The following is a 23,145-nucleotide window of genomic DNA, read 5'->3' as shown; positions in this document are numbered from 1 at the left end:
CACCAAAAATGACAACAAATCATGAGGCCAACATGCTTAAACACGCAGTCCTTCCGTTATTAGTGAGCGCTGGCCTTATGGCCGCAGCCCCCGTAGCCCTTGCGGCAACTAACCTGGTGTTCTGCTCCGAAGGGAGCCCGGCCGGTTTTGATCCAGGCCAGTACACCACCGGAACAGACTTCGATGCCTCGGCCGAAACCATGTTCAACCGCCTGAGCCAGTTCGAACGTGGCGGCACCGCCGTCGTTCCTGGCCTGGCCACTAGCTGGGACGTGTCCCCGGATGGCCTGACGTACACCTTCCACCTTCGCGAAGGCGTCAAGTTCCATACCACCCCGTACTTCAAGCCAACTCGTGAATTTTCGGCTGACGACGTACTGTTCACCTTCAACCGGATGATCAATAAAGACGATCCATTCCGTAAGGCCTACCCCACCGAGTTCCCGTACTTCACGGACATGGGGATGGACACCAACATCAAGAACATCGAGAAAATCGATGACCACACCGTCAAGTTCACCCTTGGCACCGTGGACGCCGCGTTCATCCAGAACCTGGCCATGAGCTTCGCCTCGATCCAGTCCGCCGAATACGCTGCGCAGTTGTTGAAGGAAGGCAAGCCTGCCGACATCAACCAGAAGCCGGTCGGCACTGGCCCGTTCGTGTTCAAGAGCTACCAGAAAGACTCGAACATTCGCTACACCGGCAACAAGGACTACTGGAAACCTGAAGACGTGAAGATCGATAACCTGATCTTCGCTATCACCACCGACCCGTCGGTGCGTATCCAGAAGCTCAAGAAAAACGAATGCCAGATCACCCTGTTCCCACGTCCGGCCGACCTCAAGGCGCTGGGTGAGGACAAGGACCTGAAACTGCCGCACCAGGCCGGTTTCAACCTGGGCTACATCGCCTATAACGTCATGCCAGTACTCAAGGGCCAGACCGCCGCAAACCCGCTGGCTGACCTGCGCGTCCGTGAAGCCCTGGACATGTCGGTGAACAAGCAGCAGATCATCGACTCCGTGTACCAGGGTGCCGGCCAACTGGCAGTCAACGCCATGCCGCCGACCCAGTGGTCCTATGACACCACCATCAAGGATGCCAAGTACGATCCTGCCAAGGCCAAGGAATTGCTCAAGGCCGCTGGCGTCAAGGAAGGCACCGAGATCACCCTGTGGGCCATGCCGGTCCAGCGCCCCTACAACCCCAACGCCAAATTGATGGCCGAGATGCTGCAGAACGACTGGAAACAGATCGGCCTGAAGGTCAACATCGTCAGCTACGAGTGGGGCGAGTACATCAAGCGCTCCAAAGGCGGCGAGAACCAGGCCATGATCATTGGCTGGAGCGGCGACAATGGTGACCCGGACAACTGGCTGAACGTGCTGTTCGGCTGCGACTCGTTGTCGGGCAACAACTTCTCCAAATGGTGCGACAAGAAATTCGACGGCATCGTTAAAGAAGCCAAGGCCACTTCGGATGTCGCCAAACGCACCGAGCTGTATAAGCAGGCGCAACATATCCTCAAAGATGCAGTCCCGATGACACCTATCGCGCACTCGACGGTGTATCAACCCATGCGTAATACCGTGCAGGACTTCAAGATCAGCCCGTTTGGCTTGAACTCCTTCTACGGCGTTAGCGTCAGCGGCAAGTAAGGATCAATAACGGCGACGTTTCCTAACGTCGCCGTTATTCCATCCGCCTGGACCTTAGGAAACAGACTACGTTTGCAAGCGTTGCCGTCTTACAGCAATGAACTGCGACCCGTGCCTCCGTTGCCTACAAGGTCAGTCAGAATTGACGCATTTACTGCAAGGTCAGCGCCCCATAAGGTCGTAGGACAGCAGAGGCATCACTCTGGGAAGGGCACTTGCTGTGTGTGGGATCAGTGATGTCTGCCTGGCTGTAAGCCAGCAGGAAGGCTCGCTGTTGATAACTACAAACAAGGACCGGGATCGTCATGCGCCATACCACCGTTGTATCCGCTCTGTTTGCCACCAGCCTGCTGGCCATGGCCACCATGGGCCAAGCCGCCGAGAAAAAGAGCCTGGTGTTCTGCTCCGAAGGCAGCCCGGCAGGGTTTGACACTGCGCAATACACCACCGCTACCGACAACGATGCGGCGGAGCCTTTGTATAACCGTTTGGTGGAGTTCGAAAAAGGCGCGACCGACGTCGTCCCTGGGCTGGCAACCAAGTGGGACATTTCCCCGGATGGCCTGACCTACACCTTCCACCTGCGTGAAGGGGTGAAGTTCCACAGCAACAAGGAATTCAAGCCGACACGGGACTTCAACGCCGACGACGTGCTGTTCACCTTCAACCGCATGCTTGACCCCGAGCACCCGTTCCGCAAGGCCTACCCCACCGAGTTTCCGTACTTCAACGGGATGAGCCTGAACAAGAACATCGCCAAGGTCGAGAAAACCGACCCGTACACCGTGGTGATGACGCTGAACACGGTCGACGCCGCGTTCGTGCAGAACATCGCCATGAGCTTTGCCGCGATCCTTTCGGCGGAATACGCCGAGCAGTTGCTCAAGCAAGGCCGGCCCAGCGACATCAACCAGAAACCGATCGGGACTGGCCCGTTCGTGTTCCAGCGCTACCAGAAAGACTCGCAGATCCGCTACGTGGGCAACAAGCAGTACTGGGACCCGAGCCGCGTCAAGCTGGACCAACTGATCTTCGCCATCAACACCGACGCCTCGGTACGCGTACAGAAGCTCAAGGCCGGCGAATGCCAGGTGACCTTGCATCCACGCCCTGCCGATGTCGAGGCCCTCAAGGCCGACCCGAACCTGCAACTGCTGACCAAGCCGGGCTTTAACCTGGGCTATATCTCCTACAACGTGCGCCACAAGCCATTCGATCAGCTTGAAGTACGCCAGGCGCTGGACATGGCGGTGAACAAGCAGAGCATCCTCAATGCTGTGTACCAGGGCGCCGGGCAACTGGCGGTCAACGCCATGCCGCCGACGCAGTGGTCCTACGACGACAGCATCAAGGACGCCGCCTACGACCCGGAAAAAGCCAAGCAGTTGCTCAAGGCCGCCGGGGTCAAGGAAGGCACCGAGATCACCTTGTGGGCCATGCCAGTGCAACGCCCGTACAACCCCAACGCCAAGCTGATGGCGGAAATGCTGCAGAACGACTGGGCCAAGATCGGCCTCAAGGTCAAGATCGTCAGCTATGAATGGGGCGAGTACATCAAGCGCACCAAGAACGGTGAGCACGATGTCAGCCTGATCGGTTGGACCGGCGACAACGGTGACCCGGACAACTGGCTCGGCACCCTCTACAGCTGCGACGCCATCGGCGGGAACAACTACTCCATGTGGTGCGACCCGGCGTACGACAAGCTGATCAAGCAAGCCAAGGTCGTGACCGACCGCGAACAAAGGACTGTTCTGTACAAACAGGCGCAGCAACTGCTCAAGCAGCAGGTGCCGATCACGCCCATCGCCCACTCGACGGTCAACCAGCCGTTAAGCGCCAAAGTCGAAGGCTTCAAGGTAAGCCCTTTCGGCCGCAACGTGTTCTCGGGCGTCAGCATCAACCCATAAGAAAATAACCGGATGGCGGGGAGCGAAATACGCTTCCCGGCAAACGTGCAGGCTTTTGTTGGGAAATTTCCTACGCCAAACGTTTGCAATAGCTTGAACGAGTTCCACACCCAATAGCCGGATCACCCAAAAAGACCGGCATTAAAAAAGAGAACCAAAGGAGCTTCACCCATGAAACTGAGCAGCAAAGCGCTTCTGGCCTTGGCCATCAGCAGCATCACGGCCACCGCCTACGCTGAAACGCAAAGCCAGGACTTCGTTCCTACAACCCTGGCCGGCACCAGCGCCCAAAGCGAGGCCAAAGGCTTTATCGAAGATTTCAGCCTGGGCGGCACCACGCGTAACTGGTACTCCCATGAAAGCAAATACCGTGGGGGCACCTTCTCGTACCAGAAGCACGGCCAGACCCTGACCGATCGCAACCGTACCAACTGGGTGCAGGGCACCATCCTCAACGCCAGCTCGGGTTTCACCCAGGGCACCGTAGGGGTCAAGACTGAAGTGGCGGTGTACAACGCCCTGGTGCTGGATCGCAGCAAGCGTGATATCAAAGGCGGCTCCAACCGTACCCTGGCCGACTCCAACGGTGACGCCGTAGACCAGTGGAGCAAACTGGGCTTGGCCAACGTGCAATTCCGTGTGTCCAACACCACACTGACCGCCGGTCGCCAGAACTTCAGCAGCGGCATCGTCGACACCATCGGCAACCGTGCTCTGCCTTCGAGCTTCCAGGGTGTGAGCTTTAACAGCGAAGAGTTCAGCAACCTGTCGTTCCAGGGCGGCGTGTTCGACCGCGTTTCGCCACGTAGCGAGCAGAGCCTGTCGAAATTCCGTAGCGAATACGGCAATGGCGCAGAAACCGACAAAGTGTCGACCCTGGGTGTGAACTACCAGCCGCTGAAAAGCCTGAAAACCAGCTTCTTCGCCGCCAACGTGAAGGACTTCTGGAACCAGTACTACTTCGGCGCCACCCACGAGCTGGGCGACGCGCAGCAGTTGGGCCTGACCACCGGCTTCAACTACTACAAGACTGTCGATGAAGGCAAAAAAGAGATGGGGGAAATCGACAACGATACCTTCTCCCTCTCCCTGGGCCTGACTCACCAGGCACACAGCCTGACCTTCGGCTACCAGCAAGTGAACGGTAACGAGTACTTCGACTACCTGCACGAAACCAACGGTATCTACCTGGCCAACTCCCTGACGTCTGACTTCAACGGCCCGAACGAGAAATCCTTCCAGATCGCCTATGCCATCAACATGGCTGAATACGGCGTACCCGGCCTGAAGTTCAACGCTTACTCGGCGCGCGGCTGGGACATCGACGGTACCCACTACACCGGCAACAATGGCCGGGCCAAGTTTGCTTATGACGGCATCCAGTCCCAGGACGGCGAGAAGCACCAGGAATACGGTGTAGGCGCCTCTTACGCGCTGCAGAGCGGCCCGCTCAAAGCCACCACCGTGCGCGCAACCTATGTTGAGCACCGTGGCAGCGAGTTCCAGTCCGACGGCAGCATCAAAGAGTTCCGTCTGGTTACCACCATCCCGTTCAACATCCTTTAATTAGCGCCAGGCAGGCGGCGAGCTCAGGACGAGCCCGCCGCCTACGCTTTTCTGGCTCCATCGATTGCAGAGGGCTCTGAATGAAAATGCTCCCACTACAAGCCGCCATGGCCGCTGCGCTGTTGAGCGTGGCGATCGGCGTTTCGGCCAAACCGCTGGTGGTCTGCACCGAAGCCAGCCCGGAAGGTTTCGACCCGGTCCTGTACACCACTGCTGTGACTGCTGACGCCGCCGCTGAAACCATGTTCAACCGCCTGGTGGACTTCAAGCCCGGCACCACTGAAGTGGTCCCTGCCCTGGCCAAAGACCTGCCGGAAATCAGCGCCGATGGCCTGACCTACACCTTCCACCTGCGTGACGACATCAAGTTCCACACCACCGACTATTTCAAACCCACGCGCAACCTGAATGCCGATGATGTGCTTTGGAGCTTCCAGCGCCAGCTGGACCCGAATCACCCGTGGCATAACAAGTCCAACGTGGGCTACCCGTACTTCGAAAGCATGGGCTTCAAGGAACTGCTCAAGAGCGTAGAGAAAACCGACGATCACACGGTTGTCTTTACCCTGACTCGTCCTGAAGCTCCCTTCCTGGCTGACCTGGCCATGGCGTTTTCCTCGATTCACTCCGCCGAATATGCCGACCAATTGCTCAAGTCCGGCAAGACCGATGATCTGAACGCCAAGCCAATCGGCACCGGGCCGTTCATCTTCAACCGCTACGCAAAAGACGCCCAGGTGCGTTTCAAGGCCAACCCGGAGTACTTCCGTGGCAAGCCGCCGGCCGACCCGCTTATTCTGGCAATCACCACCGATAGCAATGTGCGCCTGCAAAAGCTCAAGGCCAACGAATGCCAGATCGCGCTGTATCCCAAGCCCGATGACGTACCCAGCGCCAAGGCTGATCCCAACCTGAAAGTGGCGGAACTGGCGGCGATGACCACCAGCTACACCGCCATGAATACCACCCACAAGTACATGAGCGATGCGCGGGTACGTCACGCGATCAATATTGCCTTCGATAAGAAGGGCTACAACGAATCGCTGTACGGCAAAGGCAACGCCGTCGATGCCACCGGGCCGTACCCGCCGACCCTGCTGGGTTTCAGCGACAAGCTGAAAAACCCGGAGCGTGACCTGGACAAGGCCCGCGCCCTGCTCAAGGAAGCCGGCGTGCCGGAAGGCACCGAATTCACCCTGTTCACCCGCAACGGCGGCGGCCCGACCAACCCTAACCCGATGCTCGGCGCCCAGCGCATGCAAGCGGATCTGGCCCAGATCGGCCTGAAGGTCAATATCAAGGTCATGGAATGGGGCGAAATGCTCAAGCGCGCCAAAGCTGGCGAGCACGACATGGTTTCTGCCGGTTGGGCCGGGGATAACGGCGACCCGGATAACTTCCTCACCCCTAACCTGAGTTGCGATGCAGCGAAAAACGGCGAAAACTACGCCCGCTGGTGTAACAAAGAGTTTCAAGACTTGATCGACAAGGCCCGCGCCGACGCTGAACCCGCCGAGCGCGCTGCACTCTATGAACAAGCTTTGGCCGTTTTCGAGAAGGACCAACCGTGGATTCCCATGGCCTACCCGAAAATGTTTACCGCCATGCGCAAGAACGTCGAGGGTTATACCCAAAGCCCTCTGACCACCAATAACTTCGCCACCACCCAGGTGAAGTAATAAGAAAAACGCTCGGCACCGTCGACATTGACGGTGCCGGACCTGCCTAACCGGCTGATTGAGGTACACACCAAGATGTTTAGTTTTATTGCCCGCCGACTGGGGTTATTGATCCCCACGTTCTTCGGCATCACGTTGCTGACCTTTGCGTTGATTCGCATGATTCCAGGCGACCCCGTAGAAGTCATGATGGGCGAGCGACGGGTTGACCCCGAAATGCACGCACAGGCAATGGAGCGCCTTGGCCTTAACAAGCCGCTGTATGCGCAATACCTGGACTATGTCGGCAAGCTCGCCCAGGGCGACCTTGGCGAATCGCTGCGCACCCGCACCAGCGTGTGGACCGAGTTCACCGCCCTTTTCCCCGCGACCCTGGAGCTGTCCATGGCCGCGCTGTTGTTCGCCGGTATCCTGGGCCTGTTGGCCGGGGTGATCGCGGCACTCAAGCGAGGATCCCTGTTCGACCATGGGGTGATGGGCATCTCCCTGGCGGGGTATTCGATGCCAATCTTCTGGTGGGGCCTGATCCTGATCATGTTCTTCTCGGTAAGCCTGGGCTGGACCCCGGTATCCGGACGTATCGACCTGCTCTATGACATCGAGCCGCGCACCGGCTTCATGCTGATCGACACCCTGCTGGCCGACGAGCCGGACGCTTTCTGGGATGCGTTGCACCACCTGATCCTGCCCGCCATCGTGCTCGGCACCATCCCGCTGGCGGTGATCGCGCGCATGACCCGTTCGTCGATGCTCGAAGTGCTGCGTGAGGACTACATCCGTACCGCCAAGGCCAAGGGCCTGTCGCCGGCGCGCGTGGTGTTCGTGCACGGCCTGCGTAACGCACTGATCCCGGTGCTCACCGTGGTCGGCCTGCAGGTCGGCACGCTGCTGGCCGGTGCGGTACTGACCGAAACCATCTTCTCGTGGCCCGGCATCGGCAAATGGCTGATCGAAGCCATTGGCGCGCGGGACTACCCGGTGGTGCAAAACGGCATTCTGCTGATCGCCTGCCTGGTGATCCTGGTGAACTTCGTGGTGGATATCCTCTACGGCTTCGCCAACCCACGCATCCGTCACCAGCGCTGAGATCATGACCATGACCACACCTACTCAAGTGTCAGCAGTCGATCAGAGCCTGCTGTACCCGTCCCCGTACAAAGAATTCTGGCAAGCCTTCTCCAAGAACAAAGGCGCGGTCGCCGGCCTGCTGTTCATGTTGCTGATCGTGTTCTGCGCGATCTTCGCCCCGTGGGTTGCACCGCATAACCCCAGCGAGCAATACCGCGACTTCCTGCTCACCCCGCCGGCGTGGCTGGAAGGTGGGCAGATGCAGTTCCTGCTGGGCACCGACGAACTGGGCCGTGACTTGCTCTCGCGCCTGATCCAGGGCTCGCGTCTATCGTTGCTGATCGGTTTGTCGTCGGTGGTGATGTCGCTGATCCCGGGTATCCTGCTGGGTCTGTTCGCCGGGTTCTTCCCGCGCTTGCTGGGCCCCACCATCATGCGCCTGATGGACATCATGCTGGCCCTGCCATCGCTGCTGCTGGCCGTGGCGATTGTCGCCATCCTCGGCCCTGGCCTGATCAACACCGTGATCGCCATCGCCATCGTGTCGTTGCCATCCTATGTGCGCCTGACCCGCGCCGCCGTGATGGGCGAACTGAACCGCGACTACGTGACTGCCGCCCGCCTCGCTGGCGCCGGCCTGCCACGCCTGATGTTCATCACCGTGCTGCCTAACTGCATGGCACCGCTGATCGTACAAGCGACCTTGAGCTTTTCCTCGGCGATTCTCGATGCCGCGGCCCTGGGCTTCCTCGGCCTTGGCGTACAACCGCCAACCCCTGAGTGGGGCACCATGCTGGCTTCGGCCCGAGACTACATCGAACGCGCCTGGTGGGTCGTGAGCCTGCCTGGCTTGACCATTTTGCTCAGCGTGCTGGCAATCAACTTGATGGGTGACGGCCTGCGCGATGCGCTGGACCCGAAACTCAAGAACGCCGCCTGAGGAGATTCCCATGTCACTGTTAGAAATCAAGAATCTCAACGTGCGTTTCGGCGACAAGACCGCCGTGCCGGTGGTCGATGGCCTCGACATTTCCGTCGACAAAGGCGAAGTCCTGGCGATCGTTGGCGAGTCGGGTTCGGGTAAATCCGTGACCATGATGGCGCTGATGGGCCTGATCGAGCATCCCGGCATCGTCACTGCCGATGCCCTGAGTTTCGACGGCAAGGACATGCTCAAGTTGAGCAACCGCCAGCGCCGTCAGATCGTCGGCAAAGACCTGGCGATGGTGTTCCAGGACCCGATGACCGCGTTGAACCCCAGCTACACCGTGGGTTTCCAGATCGAAGAAGTGCTGCGCCTGCACCTGAAAATGTCCGGCAAACAAGCACGCAAACGCGCCATCGAGCTGCTGGAAAAGGTCGAGATCCCAGGCGCTGCCAGCCGTATGGATGCCTACCCGCATCAATTGTCCGGTGGTATGAGCCAACGCGTGGCAATCGCCATGGCGATTGCCGGCGAGCCCAAACTGCTGATTGCCGATGAACCGACCACTGCGCTGGACGTGACCATCCAGGCGCAGATCATGGAACTGCTGCTGGCCCTGCAAAAAGAGCAGAACATGGGCCTGGTGCTGATCACTCACGACCTCGCGGTGGTTGCCGAAACCGCCCAGCGCGTGTGCGTGATGTACGCAGGCCAGGCGGTGGAAGTCGGCCAGGTGCCGCAGCTGTTCGACATTCCGGCACACCCTTACAGCGAAGCGTTGCTCAAGGCCATTCCCGAGCACAGCCTCGGTGCTACGCGCCTGGCCACGTTGCCGGGCATCGTGCCCGGCCGCTACGACCGTCCGCAGGGTTGCCTGCTGTCGCCGCGCTGCCCCTACGTGCAGGACTCCTGTCGCGCCCAGCGGCCGGGCCTTGATCCGAAAAGCAACAGCCTTGCCCGCTGCTTCTACCCGCTGAACCAGGAGGTGGCGTAATGGCCGTCGTACTTACCGCCCGCGACCTCACCCGTCACTACGAAGTGTCCCGTGGCCTGTTCAAGGGTCATGCCACCGTGCGTGCCCTTAATGGTGTGTCTTTTGAGCTGGAAGCCGGCAAAACCCTCGCCGTGGTAGGCGAGTCGGGCTGTGGCAAATCCACCCTGGCCCGCGCCCTGACGCTGATTGAAGAGCCCTCGTCGGGCTCGTTGAAAATCGCCGGGCAAGAAGTGGCCGGCGCCGACAAGGCCCAGCGCAAGCAATTGCGCAAAGACGTGCAGATGGTGTTCCAGAGCCCCTATGCCTCGCTGAACCCACGCCAGAAAGTCGGTGATCAACTGGCCGAACCGCTGCTGATCAACACCAACCTGTCCGCCGCCGAACGCCGCGAGAAAGTGCAGGCGATGATGAAGCAAGTGGGCCTGCGCCCTGAGCATTATCAGCGCTACCCGCACATGTTCTCCGGCGGCCAGCGCCAGCGCATCGCGTTGGCCCGCGCCATGATGCTGCAACCCAAAGTGCTGGTGGCGGATGAACCGACCTCGGCACTGGACGTGTCGATCCAGGCGCAGGTGCTCAACCTGTTCATGGATTTGCAGCAGGAATTCAACACCGCCTACGTGTTCATTTCCCACAACCTGGCGGTGGTGCAGCACGTGGCTGACGATGTGATGGTGATGTACCTCGGCCGCCCGGTTGAGGTGGGCCCCAAGGAAGACATCTACGCACGCCCGCTGCACCCTTACACCCAGGCGCTGCTGTCGGCCACGCCGACCATTCACCCGGACCCGAGCAAGCCGAAGATCAAGATCGTCGGCGAACTGCCCAACCCACTGAACCCGCCGCCTGGCTGCGCGTTCCACAAGCGTTGCCCGTATGCGACGGCGCGGTGCAGCAGTGAAGAGCCGCTGTTGCGTCCTTTGGATAACCGGCAGGTGGCTTGCCACTACGCGGAGCAATTCGTGGCCTGACCGCCCTTGTGGCGAGGGAGGATGCTCCCTCGCCATGCACGTGCGGTTTCCAAAGCAGGTAATACAGCGTCCTACTGCCCTTCCCGTCAGGTTGCGCATCAGCCTGGCGGGCGGGGCTTCTTTTCGGGTTGGCGCCGCGTCTCAGGTTTCGCCGTCATCAAAGGTCTCACTGTCCTCCCCTTCGTTGATGGGGTTTTCCGGATACCTGACATCCGTGGGCTGGGGCTGCGGTTTCCAGCTGCCGGAGTTGACCTCGTTGGCCTTTTTCTTGGTGACAGGGCCGGTGTCTTTCCATTGGGGCGTGCCATCGCCGGCCAGTGCCGGCAGCGTTGTCAGCCCTGGGCCTGCCAGTAGCATCAGACAAATAACGTATCGAACATTTCGCACGGTGGTCTCCTTCGCAGGCAATGTGTGAAAACTAGACCCGATGCAGGGTTCTCGCCAATTCCCAGCCTTTATAGAGACAAAAAGGGCGAAGCCATGACAGCTTCGCCCTTATCTCAACCGCTAAGATCATGATGATGCTCACCTCCCATTATCACCTGATTGCCCAATGCTGGAGCCAGGCGAGAGAACCTTTCGAGACTATAATGCAGTAACGTTTTGCTTCAATATAAAGAACCCTTCGACGCGTCTCATCGAGCCGTGAACATCCACATTGAGATCAAACTTAAAAAATCCGGCTTTCTTTGAAGGATTTATCATTCCAGTAACAAAACCGGACGTCACTTCAGTACTGCTCCCTGCCAAAAGACTCTGCACATGGAATCCCTGACCGACAGGCGTATTGATGCCCCAAAAATCATACGAGTCGAATACAAACATAAAGCCCGTTTCACGAATACCGCTTTGAGTGTCCCGACCTTTAAAAGTCGGTGGAATCGGTTGCGGCCCCTCTTCAAGATATACGTATTTATACTGCGGGATTACCAGCCCCCCGCCTTCAAAACGATATTCAAAATGCCCAATAGCATTCTGTATCTGCTCTTCCTCATGACTGACCATGATCCAATCTCCATGCGAGGTAACCTGATATAAAGATCTGTACCTTCAAATTAAAAACCAAAACCAAAACATGCTATTGAACTTCTACGTATAAGCATTGACGATAGGCCTTACGACCTCCTCGCCTATCTAACGGCTGAGCGCTATAAAAATCTACTGTCAAACTTCACAGTTGACTTTAGCCGTCTACGCAGTCAAAAAAACCCTAAAGATAAAATCTTTAGGGTTTTTAGTTAGCTTTTCAAGATGTTAGCTTTTCAAGATGAGAAGCCTAAATCAATGGTGCTCACGAGTAGCGCGGAACTTCACATCCGGCCAACGCTCTTCCATCAGCGCCAGGTTGACCCGGGTCGGCGCCAGGTAGGTCAGGTGACCACCGCCGTCGATCGCCAGGTTTTCCACGGCCTTGTTGGAGAACTCTTCCAACTTCTTCTTATCGCTGCAATCAATCCAGCGCGCCGAATACACCGTGATCGGCTCGTAGGAGCACTCCACCTTGTATTCCTCTTTCAAGCGGCTGGCGACCACGTCGAACTGCAGCACACCCACGGCGCCGAGGATGATGTCGTTGCTGCGCTCGGGGAAGAACACCTGGGTGGCGCCCTCTTCGGCCAATTGCTGCAAGCCCTGGCGCAGTTGCTTGGATTTGAGCGGGTCACGCAGGCGCACGCGGCGGAACAGTTCCGGGGCGAAATGCGGGATACCGGTGAAGCCCAGCGCCTCGCCTTCGGTGAAGGTGTCGCCGATCTGGATGGTGCCGTGGTTATGCAAACCGATGATGTCGCCGGCGTAGGCCTCTTCAAGCTGTTCACGCTCGGAGGAGAAGAACGTCAGGGCGTCGCCGATGCGTACGTCCTTGCCGGTGCGCACGTGGCGCATCTTCATGCCTTTTTCGTAGCGGCCGGAGCAGATACGCATGAAGGCGATACGGTCGCGGTGCTTGGGGTCCATGTTCGCCTGGATCTTGAACACGAAGCCGGTGAATTTCTCTTCCACCGGTTCCACGGTGCGCTCGTTGGCGACGCGGGCCAGCGGGCGCGGCGCCCAGTCCACGACGGCGTCCAGTACGTGGTCGACGCCGAAGTTGCCCAGGGCGGTACCGAAGAACACCGGGGTCAACTGACCGTCGAGGAACTCTTGCTGGTTGAACTCATGGCAGGCGCCCTGCACCAGTTCCAGCTGGTCGACGAAACGGTCGTACTCGTCACCCAAGTGGGCGCGGGCTTCGTCGGAGTCGAGCTTTTCAATGATCTTGGTTTCGGTGCGTTCATGACCGTGGCCAGCGGTGTAGACAATGATGTAGTCGTCGGCCAGGTGGTACACGCCCTTGAAGTCGCGGTAGCAACCAATCGGCCAAGTGATCGGCGCGGCCTTGATCTTCAGGACGGCTTCGATTTCATCCAGCAGCTCGATGGGGTCGCGGATATCGCGGTCGAGTTTGTTGATGAAACTGACAATCGGCGTGTCACGCAGACGGCACACGTCCATCAGCGCAATGGTACGTGGCTCGACGCCTTTACCGCCGTCGAGGACCATCAGCGCCGAGTCCACCGCGGTGAGGGTGCGGTAAGTATCTTCGGAGAAGTCTTCGTGCCCTGGGGTGTCGAGCAGGTTGATCATGTGCTCGCGATAGGGGAACTGCATGACCGACGTGGTAATGGAAATACCCCGTTGTTTTTCCATTTCCATCCAGTCGGAGGTGGCATGGCGGTCGGATTTGCGCGATTTCACCGTGCCGGCTACCGCGATCGCCTTGCCCATCAGCAACAGCTTTTCGGTGATGGTGGTTTTACCGGCATCGGGGTGGGAAATAATGGCGAAAGTGCGGCGTTTCGCGACTTCGGCGGCCTGGTGGGTCATGGGAAATCGCCTGGCAGGTGAGTCAAAAAAGGGCGGCGAGTATAGCGCAAACGCGAGGGTACGGACCACCGTTGAGCCCATTGGGGGTGGCTAAATGCGCCCAAGTGTGGAACCTTTTAAAAGGTCGAGACGTCCACTCCCCTGCTACCGCACTCGGAACAGGGGCTGAAATATCAGCAAGTTAGCCTGACGAGGCTGCGCTCATGGCTCGATCGCATACTGCATTGCCAGTATCGGCGAGTTGCTTTTCGCGAACTCATTCAGAGGCAGCCAGGAATGGCATTGCCGCCGGAAAATGTGTTCGCCGACAAAAGAAAAAAAGGAGTCCGCCTGTGGCTATTCGCTATGGCAAAGGGCTGATAGGAGGCGCGGTTGTCGTCGCGCTCCTGGCTCTGCTGGTCCACTGGATCGGCATCAACACGATCGAACTGTACCGCGACGATTTGTTGTTTTACCTGCAAGCTCATCTGATTCTGGTTTTAGTCTCCATGCTGGCGGCCCTGATTGTGGGCATCCCCGCCGGTATCCTGCTCAGCCGACCCAACATGGTCGGGCGTGCAGAACGTTTCATGCAGATCTTCAACATCGGCAACACCGTCCCTCCCCTGGCCGTACTGGCCATCGCCCTCGGCGTCCTCGGCATCGGCAGCGGCCCGGCCATCTTCGCGCTGTTCCTCGCCTCGCTCCTGCCCATCGTGCGTAACACCTACGAAGGCCTGAAAAACGTTCAGGGCTCCCTCAAGGAAGCCGCCACCGGCATCGGTATGACCCCGCGCCAGGTGCTGTTTCGCGTGGAGCTGCCCAACGCCGTGCCGATCATCATCGGCGGTGTGCGCGTGGCCCTGGCGATCAACGTCGGTACCGCACCGCTGGCGTTCCTGATTGGCGCCAACAGCCTGGGCAGCCTGATTTTCCCCGGCATCGCCCTGAACAACCAGCCGCAACTGTTGCTCGGCGCCGCGTGTACCGCGCTGCTGGCATTGCTGCTTGATGGCCTGGTGACCATGGCCAGCCGCCTCTGGCTGGAACGCGGGTTGCGCCCGTCTTAAGGCCCGGTAAAGGAGTTCACATGAAAAAACTGAGCTTGATATTAGGCTGCGTCCTGCTGTTTGCAGGTATTGCGCAAGCCGCTGAAAAACCCGTGATCCGCATTGGCGCCCGGGTGTTCACCGAGCAGACCCTGCTCGCCGAAATCACCTCCCAGTACCTGCGCACCAAGGGCTACGACGCTCGTGTGACCGGCGGCCTGGGCAGCAACCTGGCGCGTAGCGCCCAGGAAAGCGGGCAACTGGACCTGATCTGGGAATACACCGGCGTGTCGCTGGTGGCCTACAACCATATCGACGAGAAACTCGACAGCGAACAGTCCTACGCTCGGGTCAAAGAACTCGATGCGAAAAAAGGCTTGGTCTGGCTGTCGCCGTCGCGTTTCAGCAACACCTATGCGCTGGCGCTGCCGGAGAAAGTTGCTGAGGAACATCCCGAGATCAACAGCATCAGCGACCTGACCAAAGCCATGGCCGAAGACATCAAGGAACAGCGCCTGGTCGCCCTGGACACCGAGTTCGCCAACCGCTCCGACGGCCTGGCGGGCATGGTCAAGCTGTACGACATGAACCTGACGCGCAAAAACACCCGGCAAATGGACGCGGGCTTGGTCTACACCGCCCTGCGTAATGGCCAGGTGTTTGCCGGGCTGGTCTATACCACCGACGGCCGCCTGAACGCGTTCAAGTTGAAGCTGCTGGAAGACGACAAGCACTACTTCCCGGACTACACCGCAGCCCCGGTGATCCGTCAGGAATACCTCGACCAGCACCCGCAACTGGCCGCCGAGCTCAAGCCTTTGGCCAACCTGTTCGACGATGAAACCATGCGTCAGCTCAATGCACGGGTCGACGTCGACCATGAAAGCCCGTCCGCCGTTGCCGCCGATTTCCTGCGCCAACATCCAATCAACTAAAAAGGAGAAGACATGGAATTTTTGAACGCCTTTTCCCATCTTGATTGGGCCCAGGTCCTGCACCTGACCTGGCAGCACATCACCCTGGTCGGCATCGCCGTGATCCTCGCGATTTTTATCGGCGTGCCCCTGGGCATTCTGATGACGCGCTTCCCGACCCTGGCCGGCCCGTTGCAAGCCAGCGCCACAGTGTTGCTGACCGTGCCATCCATCGCGCTGTTCGGCCTGCTGCTGCCGTTCTACTCCAAGTTCGGCCAGGGCCTCGGGCCAATGCCGGCGATCACCGCCGTGTTCCTTTACTCCCTGCTGCCAATCATGCGTAACACCTACCTGGCCCTCACCGGCGTTGAGCCAGGCATTCGCGAAGCCGCACGCGGCATCGGCATGACCTTCGGCCAACGCCTGCGCATGGTCGAATTGCCGATTGCGGTGCCGGTGATTCTCGCTGGCGTACGTACCGCCGTGGTCATGAACATCGGTGTGATGACCATCGCCGCCACCATCGGTGCCGGTGGCCTGGGTGTACTTATTCTGGCTTCCATCAGCCGCAGCGATATGTCGATGCTGATCGTCGGCGCCGTGCTGGTCAGTCTCCTGGCCATCTTCGCCGACCTGCTTCTGCAATGGCTGCAACGCTCGCTGACTCCAAAAGGATTGCTCAAATGATCGAACTTCAAAATCTGTCCAAGACTTTTCAAAGCAACGGCAAGACGGTCACCGCCGTCAACGATGTGAGCCTGACCGTCAACGAAGGCGAAATTTGCGTATTCCTGGGGCCCTCGGGCTGCGGCAAGAGCACCACGCTGAAGATGATCAATCGCCTGATCAAGCCCAGCTCGGGCAAGATTTTGATCAACGGCGAAGACACCACCGACCTTGATGAGGTGACCCTGCGTCGCAACATCGGCTACGTGATCCAGCAGATCGGCCTGTTCCCCAACATGACCATCGAAGAGAACATCGTGGTGGTGCCCAAGCTGCTCGGCTGGGACAAGCAGAAATGCCACGACCGCGCCCGCGAGTTGATGAGCATGATCAAGCTGGAACCCAAGCAGTACCTGCATCGCTACCCGCGTGAGCTGTCGGGCGGGCAGCAACAGCGTATCGGTGTGATCCGCGCGCTGGCCGCGGACGCACCGCTGTTGCTGATGGATGAGCCGTTCGGCGCGGTCGACCCGATCAACCGCGAGATGATCCAGAACGAATTCTTCGAGATGCAGCGCGCGCTGAACAAGACCGTGATCATGGTCAGCCACGACATCGACGAGGCCATCAAGCTGGGTGACAAGATCGCCATCTTCCGCGCCGGCAAGCTGCTGCAGATCGACCACCCGGACACGCTGCTGGCGCACCCGGCCGACGAGTTCGTCAGCAATTTCGTGGGCCAGGACAGCACCCTCAAGCGCCTGCTGCTGGTAAAAGCCGAAGACGCGGCGGACAACGCCCCGTCGGTGAGCCCGGAAACACCCGTGGCCGATGCGCTGGAATTGATGGACGAGCACGACCGCCGCTATGTGGTGGTCACCTGTTCGGAGAACAAGGCGCTGGGCTACGTACGTCGTCGCGACCTGCACCGCCAGGCCGGTACCTGCGGCCAGTATCTGCGCGAGTTCAACGCCACGGCAGCGTATGACGAGCATTTGCGCATCCTGCTGTCGCGCATGTACGAGTTCAACCGTTCGTGGCTGCCGGTGATGGATGCGGAGCGGGTGTTCCTCGGGGAGGTGACCCAGGAGTCGATTGCCGAGTACCTGAGCTCTGGCAAATCGCGTGGGGGCAAGACCAGTATCGTGTCTCCAGCCGAGACCGCGCTGGTCTGATCCGCCGCTATCGCAGGCAAGCCAGCTCCCACATTTAAACTGCATTCTTATGTTGGAATGCATTCCCCTGTGGGAGCTGGCTTGCCTGCGATGAATACACCGCAAATCCATCTGATTGGCCCCATCCGGGGAACATCAATCCGTCACACCGGTCGGTTACATAAGTAGCTGCACGCGGCCGCGCGACGAACGCGTGCAAAAACGCGACATTTTTAGTTGATCCCACGCCCGCCAAGCCCTAAAGTTCGCGCCGAACGTCCATGCTGGAAACGATCCATCCGGCTCAAGTACTGACGACGAGACAGCAAGGCCAAGGGCAGCTTACCCCGTGGCCTTTTTGCTTTCGGCGACATGCCTTGGGAAGTAGGCGAACCAAAGTGGGGATACGGAGGACGTTCATTTGCACCCATTGATCAAATTAGTTTGCCCTTAGGAGTTCCCAGCATGTCGATCAACGTCGAAGATTATTTCGCGCGCGCCACTTTTGACAAAATGAAGGCGTTCGCCGACAAGCAAGAAACCCCGTTCGTGGTGATCGACACCGCGATGATCAGCCAGGCCTACGATGACCTGCGCGCCGGTTTCGAATTCGCCAAGGTGTATTACGCGGTCAAGGCCAACCCGGCCGTCGAGATCATCGACCTGTTGAAAGACAAGGGTTCGAGCTTCGACATCGCATCGATCTACGAGCTGGACAAGGTCATGGACCGCGGCGTCAGCGCCGACCGTATCAGTTACGGCAACACCATCAAGAAATCCAAGGACATCCGCTACTTCTATGAGAAGGGCGTGCGCCTGTTCTCTACCGACTCCGAAGCCGACCTGCGCAACATCGCCAAGGCCGCGCCGGGTTCGAAAGTGTATGTGCGTATCCTCACCGAAGGCTCGACCACTGCTGACTGGCCGTTGTCGCGCAAATTCGGCTGCCAGACCGACATGGCCATGGACCTGCTGATCCTCGCCCGCGACCTGGGCCTGGTGCCTTACGGCATCTCGTTCCACGTCGGCTCGCAACAGCGCGACATCAGCGTGTGGGACGCGGCCATCGCCAAGGTCAAGGTGATCTTCGAACGCCTGAAGGAAGAAGATGGCATCGAGCTGAAGCTGATCAACATGGGCGGCGGCTTCCCGGCCAACTACATCACCCGCACCAACAGCCTGGAAACCTACGCCGAAGAAATCATCCGCTTCCTCAAGGAAGACTTCGGTGACGACCTGCCGGAAATTATCCTGGAACCAGGCCGTTCGTTGATCGCCAACGCCGGTATCCTGGTCAGCGAAGTGGTGCTGGTGGCGCGCAAGTCCCGTACCGCCGTCGAGCGCTGGGTGTACACGGATGTGGGCAAGTTCTCCGGCCTGATCGAAACCATGGACGAAGCCATCAAGTTCCCGATCTGGACCGAGAAGAAAGGCGAGATGGAAGAAGTGGTCATCGCCGGCCCGACCTGCGACAGCGCCGACATCATGTACGAAAACTACAAGTACGGCCTGCCATTGAACCTGGCCATTGGTGATCGTCTGTACTGGTTGTCGACCGGTGCCTACACCACCAGCTACAGCGCGGTTGAGTTCAATGGGTTCCCGCCGCTGAAATCGTTTTACGTGTAAGAACAGCGGTAAGTTTTAAGCGACAAGCTGCAAGAAGAAGCCCATGACTTGTCATGGGTTTTTTTATGGCTCAGGAAAAGGCCGCGGCTCGTTGTTGGTAGGTCTCGGCCATGGCGCGAATCCGCGGGTCATCCGCCTGCGCCAGCGCCTTGTGCGCCGTTCGCAGAAACTTGAGATTCCCGCCTGCCAGCGCCTTGTGCAACCATTCCAGCGCCGCGTCGATCTGGCCGCTGTCGGCCAGCACCGCCGCATGGCTGAACTGCCCACGAAAATCCCCTGCCTCGGCTGAGCGGCGGTACCACTCAACGGCCACCTCAACATCCGTGGGGCAATGCTGCCCGTCTTCCAGATAACGCCCGAGCAGGTTCATCGACTTGGCATGGCCCTGTTCGGCAGCCTGGCGATACAGCGCCAGTGCTTGCGCCTGGTCTTCAACAACGCCACGGCCGGTAGCCAAGAGGTTGGCGTAGTTGTACTGCCCCCAATCCAGCCCGGCGTGTGCCGCCAGGCAATATTCCCGTGCTGCGGCGGCTTCATCGACAGCGCAGCCCCAGCCATGCTCGCGGCAGCGCCCGATCATATTGCGCGCCATCAGGTGCCCGCCCTGCGCGGCAATCTGGAACCAGCGCAGTGCCAGGGCCTCATCGCAGGCAATGCCGCGCCCTTCCAGCAAGATTTGCCCGAGCAGGGCCTGGGCCTCGACCACACCTGCCTTGGCGGCGATCAGAATGGCCTGGGCGGCGCGCACCGGGGAGTCATCGAGCATGCTCTGCAATTGTTCGACATTGAGCACTTCTTCGCGGCGCAATAAAAAACCCATGCTCAGACCTCGACCCAGCGGCGCAACAGGTTGTGGTAGGTGCCGGTGAGCTGGATCAGCGCAGGGTGGTCGGGCACGTCGCGGGTCAGTTGCTGGATCGCGCCGTCCATCTCGAACAGCAAGGTGCGCTGGCTGTCTTCGCGCACCAGGCTTTGGGTCCAGAAGAACGAGGCATAGCGCGCGCCACGGGTCACCGCGTTGACTTTGTGCAGGCTGGAGCCGGGGTACAGCACCATGTCGCCAGCGGGTAGCTTGACCCGCTGCAGGCCGAAGGTGTCCTGGATCTCCAGTTCGCCGCCGTCGTACTCGTCGGGATCGCTGAAGAACAGCGTGGACGACAGGTCGGTGCGCACGCGCTCGTGGCTGCCTTTGGGCTGGCGCACCGCATTGTCGATATGAAAGTCAAAACTGCCGCCAGCGGTATAGCAGTTGAGCAGTGGCGGGAAGACTTTATGCGGCAGCGCGGCCGACATGAACAGCGGGTTGCTCCACAACCGCTCCAGCATGGCTGCGCCAATTTCCTTGGCCAACGGGTGACCTTCAGGCAATTGCAGGTTGTGCTTGGCCTTGGCCGACTGGTGACCGGCGGTGATTTTGCCGTCAGCCCATTCGGTCTCTTCCAGGGCCTGGCGAATGCGCAGCACCTCCTCGCGAGAGAACAGGCCGGGAATGTGCAGCAACATGGGGCAATACCTGGGATCAGAGAGGCGTCAATGGTATTGATTCTTATCCTCTCTGTAAAACACGGGGACGAACGAGAGCGCAAAATCCGTAACAAAAAAGTGTAAAGAATGTAAATTTGATGCGAATAGCAATATCTCGCAATTGATACAAAGTCTTGTTGGCCCTATATTCCGCGGCCTCACATCCTTGGGGAAGGGACACGTCATGTCGCGCACTACTCTAAAAATACCGGCCCGTTCGCCACGCATGCTGGCCTCCGCCATTGGCGTTGCCCTGAGTGCCGGCTCCGCCGCCCACCTGGCGCAGGCGGCTGAAAATACCGAGCCAAAAGGCGAGCGCAATCCTATCTCCCTCGGCGCCACCAACATCACCGGCCAGGAGCAGGACAACACCTCCTACCAGGTGGAGAAAGCTTCGTCGCAGAAGTACACCGCGCCGCTGGTGGACACGCCGCGTTCGGTCACTGTGGTGCCGCAACAAGTACTCAAGGACACCGCCGCCACCTCGCTGCAGGACGCGTTGCGCACCGTACCGGGTATCACCTTCGGCGCCGGTGAAGGTGGCAACCCTCAGGGCGACCGCCCGTTCATCCGTGGTTTCGACGCCCAGGGCGATACCTACCTCGATGGCGTACGCGATACCGGTGGCCAGAGCCGCGAGATCTTCGACATCGAGTCCATCGAAGTCAGCAAAGGCCCGAACTCCTCGTTCGGTGGCCGAGGCTCGGCCGGTGGCAGCCTCAACCTGGTGAGCAAGACCCCACAAGCGCGGGACTTCACCAACGGCGGCTTTACCTACGGCTCCGACCAGACCCGCCGCTACGTGCTCGACGTGAACCGCCAGTTCCTGGACGACAGCGCGGCATTCCGCCTGAACCTGATGAGCCATGAACAAAACGTGGCCGGCCGCGACGCGGTGAATTACGACCGTTGGGGCGTGGCGCCGTCGCTGACTTTCGGCTTGGGCACGCCGACCCGTGTCAACCTCAGCTACTACCATATGGAAAGTGATGACCTGCCGGATTCGGGGATTCCGTATGGCTATGGCAGCACAGCCAAGAATGCCGTGCACGTTCATGACAAACCTACCGATGGCGGCGATAGCAGCAACTTTTACGGCTTAAAAAGCCGCGACTTCCGCAAAACACGCGCCGACATCAGCACGGTCTCCATCGAGCACGACCTGAACGACAACATGACGCTGAAAAACACCCTGCGTCATGGCAGCACCGGCCAGGATTACGTATTGACGCAGCCTGATGACAGCCAGCACAACGTCAACCAGTTCGGCACCGTATGGCGTCGGGCTAACAGTCGCGTGTCCACCACTACGACGACCACTAACCAGACCGATCTGTTTGGTAATTTCCAATTGGCGGGGATGAAGCATTCCTACTCCACTGGTTTGGAGTTCACGGGCGAAGAAACCCGCGTAAGTGGCTACACGGTCACTCCAAACAGTAACCCAATACCCAATGGCTGCACGCCTAGCGTAGTCGGCAGCAGCGGCGGCAATTGTACGTCTCTCGGCAACCCGAATCCGGATGATGCCTGGAACGGCAACGTTGCGCGCAACTACAACGGCACCAACACCAAAGCCACCAGTCGCGCTGCCTATGTATTCGACACCATCGAACTTGATCCTAAATGGCTGCTCAATGTCGGCCTGCGCTACGACACTTTCGACACTCAAGCCAATACCAATGCCGCTACAGGACGTACCAAGCTCAAGGACGACAGCCAATTTTTCAACTGGCAGGCCGGGCTTGTGTGGAAACCCACGGAAAACGGCAGCATCTATACCTCCTACGCTACCTCAGCTTCGCCAGTTGGCGGCTTAGTAGGTGAAGGTCAGGAACCCAATGGTTTCGTCACCGGCATCAACACCAGCGACCTGGAACCCGAAGAAACAGTCAACTACGAACTCGGCACCAAGTGGGATCTGTTTCATGATCGCCTGTCCCTAACTGCTGCCGTTTTCCGCACTGAGAAGAAAAACACACGAATTCTGGTGAGTTCCAACACCTTCGAAAACGGCGGTGAATCCCGAGTCGATGGCTTGGAGCTGTCTGCCAGCGGAAAAATCACTGATCAATGGCAAGTATTCGCTGGTTACAGCTATCTGAAAAGCGAGCTGGTAGATCCTGGCAGAATCGGCAACCGTCAAAACGTGGTGAGTGCCGGTTCCAACAAAGGCAACCAGATGCCCAACACGCCGAAGAACTCCTTCAGCCTGTGGACCACCTACGACATCACCCCCAAGCTGACCGTCGGCGGCGGCGCGTTCTACGTCGATGAGGTTTACGGCGATGCAGGCAACACCGTGTACGTGCCGTCCTACACCCGCTACGACGCCATGGCCAGCTACAAGCTGACCAAAAACGTCGACTTGCAATTGAACGTACAAAACCTCACCGACAAGACGTATTACGATAAGGCCTACTCGGCGCACTTCGCCAACCAGGCGGCTGGTCGTACCGCTCTGTTGACTACCAGCTTCCACTTCTAAACGCAGCCAATGCTCGACCCAAGGCCCCACGCATCGGATGCGTGGGGCTTTTGTGTGTAAAACAGAATTTTTCTCGATAACCCACGGCATAATGCGCGCCGTG

General features: G+C 59.0%; 19 protein-coding genes. 14 read left to right on the top strand and 5 right to left on the bottom strand.

Annotated features, from left to right (window positions below):
- Positions 1 to 32 precede the first annotated feature (32 nt).
- From CLM72_RS04560 to CLM72_RS04525, 8 genes are all read left to right on the top strand, one after another.
- Positions 33 to 1,661, top strand: coding sequence for an ABC transporter substrate-binding protein (locus tag CLM72_RS04560; RefSeq protein WP_034126282.1), 1,629 nt, complete (start codon positions 33 to 35; stop codon positions 1,659 to 1,661).
- A gap of 356 nt (positions 1,662 to 2,017) precedes the next feature.
- Positions 2,018 to 3,571 carry an ABC transporter substrate-binding protein gene (locus CLM72_RS04555; RefSeq protein ID WP_371920470.1) on the top strand — a complete coding sequence of 518 codons (1,554 nt, stop codon included), beginning with the start codon at positions 2,018 to 2,020 and terminating at the stop codon, positions 3,569 to 3,571.
- 171 nt (positions 3,572 to 3,742) lie between these two features.
- Positions 3,743 to 5,137, top strand: coding sequence for an OprD family outer membrane porin (locus CLM72_RS04550; protein ID WP_089041380.1), 1,395 nt, complete (start codon positions 3,743 to 3,745; stop codon positions 5,135 to 5,137).
- 80 nt (positions 5,138 to 5,217) lie between these two features.
- Positions 5,218 to 6,816, top strand: coding sequence for an ABC transporter substrate-binding protein (locus CLM72_RS04545; RefSeq protein WP_105225761.1), 1,599 nt, complete (start codon positions 5,218 to 5,220; stop codon positions 6,814 to 6,816).
- A 75-nt stretch (positions 6,817 to 6,891) separates the two neighbouring features.
- Positions 6,892 to 7,902 carry an ABC transporter permease subunit gene (locus CLM72_RS04540; RefSeq protein ID WP_003171721.1) on the top strand — a complete coding sequence of 337 codons (1,011 nt, stop codon included), beginning with the start codon at positions 6,892 to 6,894 and terminating at the stop codon, positions 7,900 to 7,902.
- Between the two features lie 10 nt (positions 7,903 to 7,912).
- Positions 7,913 to 8,824: an ABC transporter permease subunit gene (locus tag CLM72_RS04535; RefSeq protein ID WP_003188486.1), complete on the top strand. Its 912-nt coding sequence runs from the start codon at positions 7,913 to 7,915 to the stop codon at positions 8,822 to 8,824.
- Between the two features lie 10 nt (positions 8,825 to 8,834).
- Positions 8,835 to 9,803, top strand: a complete 969-nt coding sequence (locus CLM72_RS04530) for an ABC transporter ATP-binding protein (RefSeq protein ID WP_105225760.1) — start codon at positions 8,835 to 8,837, stop codon at positions 9,801 to 9,803.
- Complete coding sequence (locus CLM72_RS04525) at positions 9,803 to 10,774, top strand: peptide ABC transporter ATP-binding protein (RefSeq protein ID WP_003188483.1); 972 nt, start codon at positions 9,803 to 9,805, stop codon at positions 10,772 to 10,774. Before CLM72_RS04530 ends, CLM72_RS04525 begins: the two co-directional genes overlap by 1 nt.
- 141 nt (positions 10,775 to 10,915) lie before the next feature.
- On the opposite strand, the gene CLM72_RS04520 is transcribed toward CLM72_RS04525, so the two are convergent.
- From CLM72_RS04520 to CLM72_RS04510, 3 genes are all read right to left on the bottom strand, one after another.
- The gene (locus tag CLM72_RS04520; protein WP_105225759.1) at positions 10,916 to 11,161 is read right to left on the bottom strand and encodes a hypothetical protein; all 246 of its coding nucleotides are present in this window, start codon (positions 11,159 to 11,161) and stop codon (positions 10,916 to 10,918) included.
- Positions 11,162 to 11,359: 198 nt separating this feature from the next.
- Complete coding sequence (locus CLM72_RS04515) at positions 11,360 to 11,779, bottom strand: hypothetical protein (protein WP_105225758.1); 420 nt, start codon at positions 11,777 to 11,779, stop codon at positions 11,360 to 11,362.
- Between the two features lie 276 nt (positions 11,780 to 12,055).
- Positions 12,056 to 13,639, bottom strand: a complete 1,584-nt coding sequence (locus CLM72_RS04510) for a peptide chain release factor 3 (protein WP_034126275.1) — start codon at positions 13,637 to 13,639, stop codon at positions 12,056 to 12,058.
- 332 nt (positions 13,640 to 13,971) lie between these two features.
- Here CLM72_RS04510 and CLM72_RS04505 point away from each other — a divergent pair, with 332 nt between their 5' ends.
- The 5 genes from CLM72_RS04505 (at position 13,972) to CLM72_RS04485 (ending at position 19,030) form a co-directional block, all read left to right on the top strand.
- Positions 13,972 to 14,688 carry an ABC transporter permease gene (locus CLM72_RS04505; protein WP_004372306.1) on the top strand — a complete coding sequence of 239 codons (717 nt, stop codon included), beginning with the start codon at positions 13,972 to 13,974 and terminating at the stop codon, positions 14,686 to 14,688.
- 20 nt (positions 14,689 to 14,708) lie between these two features.
- Positions 14,709 to 15,602, top strand: a complete 894-nt coding sequence (locus CLM72_RS04500) for a glycine betaine ABC transporter substrate-binding protein (RefSeq protein ID WP_105225757.1) — start codon at positions 14,709 to 14,711, stop codon at positions 15,600 to 15,602.
- A gap of 12 nt (positions 15,603 to 15,614) precedes the next feature.
- A complete protein-coding gene (locus CLM72_RS04495) occupies positions 15,615 to 16,268 on the top strand; it encodes an ABC transporter permease (RefSeq protein WP_003188473.1) in 654 nt (217 codons plus the stop codon).
- On the top strand, positions 16,265 to 17,422 hold the full coding sequence (locus CLM72_RS04490; protein WP_034126272.1) for a betaine/proline/choline family ABC transporter ATP-binding protein: 1,158 nt from the start codon (positions 16,265 to 16,267) through the stop codon (positions 17,420 to 17,422). Before CLM72_RS04495 ends, CLM72_RS04490 begins: the two co-directional genes overlap by 4 nt.
- A gap of 444 nt (positions 17,423 to 17,866) precedes the next feature.
- The gene (locus CLM72_RS04485; RefSeq protein WP_003188470.1) at positions 17,867 to 19,030 is read left to right on the top strand and encodes a type III PLP-dependent enzyme; all 1,164 of its coding nucleotides are present in this window, start codon (positions 17,867 to 17,869) and stop codon (positions 19,028 to 19,030) included.
- Between the two features lie 70 nt (positions 19,031 to 19,100).
- On the opposite strand, the gene CLM72_RS04480 is transcribed toward CLM72_RS04485, so the two are convergent.
- Together CLM72_RS04480 and CLM72_RS04475 are read right to left on the bottom strand one after the other, a co-directional pair.
- Positions 19,101 to 19,850: a tetratricopeptide repeat protein gene (locus tag CLM72_RS04480; RefSeq protein ID WP_105225756.1), complete on the bottom strand. Its 750-nt coding sequence runs from the start codon at positions 19,848 to 19,850 to the stop codon at positions 19,101 to 19,103.
- Positions 19,851 to 19,852: 2 nt separating this feature from the next.
- Positions 19,853 to 20,533 carry a Fe2+-dependent dioxygenase gene (locus CLM72_RS04475; RefSeq protein WP_034126270.1) on the bottom strand — a complete coding sequence of 227 codons (681 nt, stop codon included), beginning with the start codon at positions 20,531 to 20,533 and terminating at the stop codon, positions 19,853 to 19,855.
- Between the two features lie 205 nt (positions 20,534 to 20,738).
- Here CLM72_RS04475 and CLM72_RS04470 point away from each other — a divergent pair, with 205 nt between their 5' ends.
- Positions 20,739 to 23,042 carry a TonB-dependent siderophore receptor gene (locus tag CLM72_RS04470; RefSeq protein WP_105225755.1) on the top strand — a complete coding sequence of 768 codons (2,304 nt, stop codon included), beginning with the start codon at positions 20,739 to 20,741 and terminating at the stop codon, positions 23,040 to 23,042.
- Positions 23,043 to 23,145: the final 103 nt, after the last annotated feature.

Source organism: Pseudomonas sp. MYb193, assembly GCF_002966775.1.
In the GTDB taxonomy this organism is placed as follows: domain Bacteria; phylum Pseudomonadota; class Gammaproteobacteria; order Pseudomonadales; family Pseudomonadaceae; genus Aquipseudomonas; species Aquipseudomonas paracarnis.
Note: the sequence above shows the minus strand (reverse complement) of the source record. Positions and strands in the feature narration are given on the sequence as shown.

Coding starts and splice junctions, on each gene's coding strand:
- CLM72_RS04560 (WP_034126282.1), top strand. CDS start 33: ATGCTTAAACACGCAGTCCTTCCGTTATTAGTGAGCGCTGGCCTTATG.
- CLM72_RS04555 (WP_371920470.1), top strand. CDS start 2,018: ATGGCCACCATGGGCCAAGCCGCCGAGAAAAAGAGCCTGGTGTTCTGC.
- CLM72_RS04550 (WP_089041380.1), top strand. CDS start 3,743: ATGAAACTGAGCAGCAAAGCGCTTCTGGCCTTGGCCATCAGCAGCATC.
- CLM72_RS04545 (WP_105225761.1), top strand. CDS start 5,218: ATGAAAATGCTCCCACTACAAGCCGCCATGGCCGCTGCGCTGTTGAGC.
- CLM72_RS04540 (WP_003171721.1), top strand. CDS start 6,892: ATGTTTAGTTTTATTGCCCGCCGACTGGGGTTATTGATCCCCACGTTC.
- CLM72_RS04535 (WP_003188486.1), top strand. CDS start 7,913: ATGACCACACCTACTCAAGTGTCAGCAGTCGATCAGAGCCTGCTGTAC.
- CLM72_RS04530 (WP_105225760.1), top strand. CDS start 8,835: ATGTCACTGTTAGAAATCAAGAATCTCAACGTGCGTTTCGGCGACAAG.
- CLM72_RS04525 (WP_003188483.1), top strand. CDS start 9,803: ATGGCCGTCGTACTTACCGCCCGCGACCTCACCCGTCACTACGAAGTG.
- CLM72_RS04515 (WP_105225758.1), bottom strand. CDS start 11,779: ATGGTCAGTCATGAGGAAGAGCAGATACAGAATGCTATTGGGCATTTT.
- CLM72_RS04510 (WP_034126275.1), bottom strand. CDS start 13,639: ATGACCCACCAGGCCGCCGAAGTCGCGAAACGCCGCACTTTCGCCATT.
- CLM72_RS04500 (WP_105225757.1), top strand. CDS start 14,709: ATGAAAAAACTGAGCTTGATATTAGGCTGCGTCCTGCTGTTTGCAGGT.
- CLM72_RS04495 (WP_003188473.1), top strand. CDS start 15,615: ATGGAATTTTTGAACGCCTTTTCCCATCTTGATTGGGCCCAGGTCCTG.
- CLM72_RS04490 (WP_034126272.1), top strand. CDS start 16,265: ATGATCGAACTTCAAAATCTGTCCAAGACTTTTCAAAGCAACGGCAAG.
- CLM72_RS04485 (WP_003188470.1), top strand. CDS start 17,867: ATGTCGATCAACGTCGAAGATTATTTCGCGCGCGCCACTTTTGACAAA.
- CLM72_RS04480 (WP_105225756.1), bottom strand. CDS start 19,850: ATGGGTTTTTTATTGCGCCGCGAAGAAGTGCTCAATGTCGAACAATTG.
- CLM72_RS04475 (WP_034126270.1), bottom strand. CDS start 20,533: ATGTTGCTGCACATTCCCGGCCTGTTCTCTCGCGAGGAGGTGCTGCGC.
- CLM72_RS04470 (WP_105225755.1), top strand. CDS start 20,739: ATGTCGCGCACTACTCTAAAAATACCGGCCCGTTCGCCACGCATGCTG.